Origin of the sequence: Actinoplanes sp. NPDC051633 (genome assembly GCF_040681735.1) — a bacterium.
GTDB lineage: Bacteria > Actinomycetota > Actinomycetes > Mycobacteriales > Micromonosporaceae > Actinoplanes.
Window position 1 is genome coordinate 1 of record NZ_JBFAZH010000790.1, and the last position, 3,693, is coordinate 3,693.

Below are 3,693 nucleotides of genomic sequence, written 5' to 3' on the forward strand. Positions count from 1 at the left end.
CCTCGGAGAGGCCACCCGGGAACAGCACGTTGAGCTCGAGCACCATCGGGACCCGCCGGTCCGGGTCGACGGCCTCGCCGTCGCCCGCGGTCCCCTCGGGGGGCAGGTTGAGATCGCCCACGATCGGCGACCGGTAGCGGCCCTCGACGTCGGAACTCATGCCGGTCTCCTTCCTGATGCAGGTACCGAGCCGGACACCGCGCGGGAAAATACGTCGCCGCGTATCACCGGACCGTCCGGCGGGTTCTGAGCAATGCCTCCATGAGCACCGGTCCGGTGCCCGTTCCAGTGGTCATTCCAGTGGTCACTCCAGCCACGCGCGCGACGCTGTCCTGGTCATCTCAGGAGCTACGGGCAGCCCCCGTGGCGGACCGGAAGCAGGTGGAGCACATGACCGAGTTCTCGGCCCTGATCTCGCGGGCAGCCGACCGGGACGAGAGCGCGTGGGCGGAGCTGGTCGCGGAGTTCGGCCCGATGATGCGGTCGATCGCGGCGGGATTCCGCCTCACCCCCGAGGAGGCCGCGGACGCGGCGCAGACGACGTGGATGCGGCTGCTCAACCACATCGGGCGGATCCGCGAGCCGGATCGGATAGCCGGGTGGCTGGCCACCACGATGCGCCGTGAGTGCGCGGGCACGCTGCGGCGCCGCGGGCGTGAGCAGGTGCTCGACGACTGGATGGCGGTGGGCGAGGACGACGGCGACCGCCTGATCGCCGGTCTCTTCAGCGAGGAGCGGAACCGGACGCTGTGGCGGCTGGTCGACCGGCTGCCGGCCAACCAGCGGCGGCTCGTCCTCGCGCTGGCGCAGGAGTCCGAGCCTTCCTACAAGGAGGTGGCCTCCGCCATGGCCATCCCGATCGGCAGCATCGGCCCGACCCGGGCCCGTGCGCTGAACCGCCTCAAGCACCTGCTGGCCGAGCAGGGTCTGGACCGGACGTGGGGCCTGGCAGCCTGAGCGGCAGGCCGCACGCTCACTTGCCGGGAGTGGCCGGGAGGGCGAGGGCCAGCGCGAGATCGCCGTCGAGGAACATCAGGCCGCACGAGGCGAACTCGCGGAAGATCTCGTCGATCTCCTCGACGGGCTCCTCCAGGCCGAGCCGGCGGCGGACGGCGGCCGCGGACATCGCGCGGTCGCTGACCGCCTGGTAGATGCGCGCGAGGGTGCCTTCGAAGGTGTAGGTGCCCTCGCGTCCGGCGTACCGGCCGTCGTGGATCTGGACGAGGTCCGGCGCCGACCAGAACGTCAGGCTGGGCCGCGTGGTTTCGGCCCAGGCCTTGGTCCAGGCCTTGGTCCAGGCGGCGACGCCGTCGCGCACGCCCTGGTACGCCGTGGCGGGCAGCGCGTCGGCCGGCTCGTACTCGAAGAAGTAGGCGATCCGGCCCAGGTCCATGGTGGGCGGGTAGACGTAGCGGTAGCTCGCCTCGGGCTCCCGGTCGGGGTTCTGCGCGAAGAGCGGGCTGAAGCGCTCCATCCAGACCCGGTCCGCGCCCTCCGGCGGGGGCAGGTGGATCAGATGCGGTATGGCGGCCGCCTGGGCCGCGTACTGCTGATCGGTCTCGCCCGGGAAACCCCACAGGATGTTCCAGGACACCGCGATGCCGTAGTAGGTCGCCCAGCGCAGGACGTTGACGTTCTGGGCCGCGCGGACCCCCTTGCGCATAAGGGCCAGCACGCCGGAGTCGAGCGACTCCAGTCCCGGCTGGATGTGGCGCACACCGGCCTCGGCCATCAGCTTGAGGTGCGCCCTGGTGAGGTTCGCCTTGACCTCGTAGAACAGGCGGTAGTCGGCCCTGGACTCGACGATCGCGGGCAGCAGCGTGGTCAGGTAACGCGCGTCGAGGATGTTGTCGACCGCGTCGAAGGTGAAGCTGCGGTGCCGGCGGGCCAGCGTCGCGAGCTCCTCGAGGACCCGTTCCGGCGACTTGCTGCGGAACCGCATCGTGGTCCCGTTGAGCCCGCAGAAGGTGCAGTGGTGCTTCTCGCCCCACCAGCACCCGCGGGCGGACTCAAAGGGCAGCGCGGTGGTCCGGTGCGCGGTCTTCTCGAGTACGCCCAGTGCTTCCGCCCGGTCGAAGTACTCCGTGTAGTCCGGGGTCGGCAGGTCGTCGAGCCCGGCCCTGGGCGGCGCCGGCGGGGTCAGCTTCACGCCGGAACCCGAGCGGCGGGCCACACCGGGCACCGCCGCCGGGTCCGTCCCGGCTGCCAGCGCGGCGAGCAGGCCGGGGAACGCGTCGTCGCCCTCGCCGATCACCGCGTAGTCGATCTCCTCGCCGCAGCGCACCAGCTCGAGGCCCATCTCGCCGTCGAAGTTCGCGCCGCCGAAGACGGTGACGATCTCGGGGCGGCGCCGTTTGAGACGCCGGGCCAGCGCGAACGACGCCACGCTCTGCTGGAAGGTGCAGGTGAATCCGGCCACCTGGACGTCCCGCCAGATCGGCGAGCCGGCCAGCTGGTCCAGGTACGCCGGGACGATCACGTCACGGGCGTTGATCAGGATGCGGCGCACGTCGGCCGGCCTCGGCGCCAGGTGGGCGAGATCCCCGGCGAAGTCGTCGAGCAGCCGCGCGTCGTGATCCGGTGCCTCCTTGCCGAACGCCTCCACCGCGAACAGCCAGTCCCCGACCAACCGGCCGCGCTGCACCGCCAGGGCGTCGTACAGATCGGCGCCCAGGGCGACGGCCAGGTCGAGCCCGGCGTGCAAGGTCTGCACGGCGTGCCCCCGCCCGGACGCGATCGCGCTCAGCAGGCCGAGCTGGATCGACGGACCGTGCACGTCCACGAACGGCATCGACACCAGGACCACGCGCATGGCGGGGCCTTACTCCCCGACCAGATTGGTGGGCGAGACGGTGACCTTCTTCCCCGGCGGGGGCGGCGGCGCACTACCCGAAGCCAAGGTCATCGGTCCCCCGGGTCCACCGGGTCCCCCGGGTGCGAAGGCTTCGGCCATCCGCTCGGGGAGGTCGGGCTTGATCGCCGCCAAGAACGCCGGGTAGTCGCGGTCCAGTTCCACCGTCACTCTGCCGGTCTCGTCGACCTGGACAAGGTTGGTGGTCCCGATCTCGCCGGTGTTCGGATCGATGACGTCGGCGGCAACTGCGAACACCGCCCACAGAAGCGCCCCCTCCTTGTCCTCCCAACGTTGGGCCAACAGCTTGCTGGCGAGATTTTTGACGCTCTTCTTGTCCATCACGAACGTTGCCATGACTGGCTCCTAGTGGTTGTCGACTGAGTCGATCTTGGCGCGCACCTGGTCGGCGTCCGGGTGCCCGAGCTGCTCCAATATGGACAACGCCTGCTTCCACGTCGTCCGCGCGTCCTCGGCCCGGCCCGCCGCGAGGAGGGCGTCGCCGAGGTATGCCGTGGTGTCCGCCTCGTTGTATCGGTCGCCGAGCTCCCGATAGAGGTCCACCGCCCGGCCGTAACAGGCCATCGCCTGCTCCCAGTCCTTCAGCTCGCGGTTGATGAAACCGAGGCTGTCCCACGTCTCGGCCTCGCCGAACCGGTCGCCGATCCGCTGCAGCACGTCGAGCGCGTCGTGGCAGCGTGTCAGCGCCGCCTTGTGCTCGCCCAGCAGCCCGTTGAACCAGCCGATCGCATTGAGTGCCCGGGCCTGCCCCGTGGCGTGTTCCGCCAGCTGGAAAAGCTCGAGCGAGCGCTCCGCGTGCCACAGAGCGTCCTGGTGCCGGG

At 70.6% G+C, this 3,693-nt stretch carries 4 protein-coding genes; 1 reads left to right on the forward strand and 3 read right to left on the reverse strand.

Going from position 1 to position 3,693, the window contains the following annotated elements:
• The first annotated feature begins 390 nt into the window (after nt 1-390).
• On the forward strand, nt 391-957 hold the full coding sequence (locus AB0M20_RS32050) for a sigma-70 family RNA polymerase sigma factor (RefSeq protein WP_364304072.1): 567 nt from the start codon (nt 391-393) through the stop codon (nt 955-957).
• Between the two features lie 16 nt (nt 958-973).
• Here AB0M20_RS32050 and AB0M20_RS32055 read toward each other — a convergent pair whose 3' ends face one another.
• The 3 genes from AB0M20_RS32055 to AB0M20_RS32065 form a co-directional block, all read right to left on the reverse strand.
• A complete protein-coding gene (locus AB0M20_RS32055) occupies nt 974-2,812 on the reverse strand; it encodes a RiPP maturation radical SAM C-methyltransferase (protein ID WP_364304073.1) in 1,839 nt (612 codons plus the stop codon).
• 9 nt (nt 2,813-2,821) lie between these two features.
• The gene (locus AB0M20_RS32060) at nt 2,822-3,208 is read right to left on the reverse strand and encodes a hypothetical protein (protein WP_364304074.1); all 387 of its coding nucleotides are present in this window, start codon (nt 3,206-3,208) and stop codon (nt 2,822-2,824) included.
• Between the two features lie 9 nt (nt 3,209-3,217).
• Nucleotides 3,218-3,693, reverse strand: a 476-nt coding sequence (locus AB0M20_RS32065) for a tetratricopeptide repeat protein (protein WP_364304075.1), incomplete at its 5' end; no start/stop codon positions are given.

Bases quoted from the DNA above. Each gene is read 5' to 3' on its own strand.
- AB0M20_RS32050 (WP_364304072.1), top strand. From the start codon at position 391: ATGACCGAGTTCTCGGCCCTGATCTCGCGGGCAGCCGACCGGGACGAG.
- AB0M20_RS32060 (WP_364304074.1), bottom strand. From the start codon at position 3,208: ATGGCAACGTTCGTGATGGACAAGAAGAGCGTCAAAAATCTCGCCAGC.
- AB0M20_RS32055 (WP_364304073.1), bottom strand. From the start codon at position 2,812: ATGCGCGTGGTCCTGGTGTCGATGCCGTTCGTGGACGTGCACGGTCCG.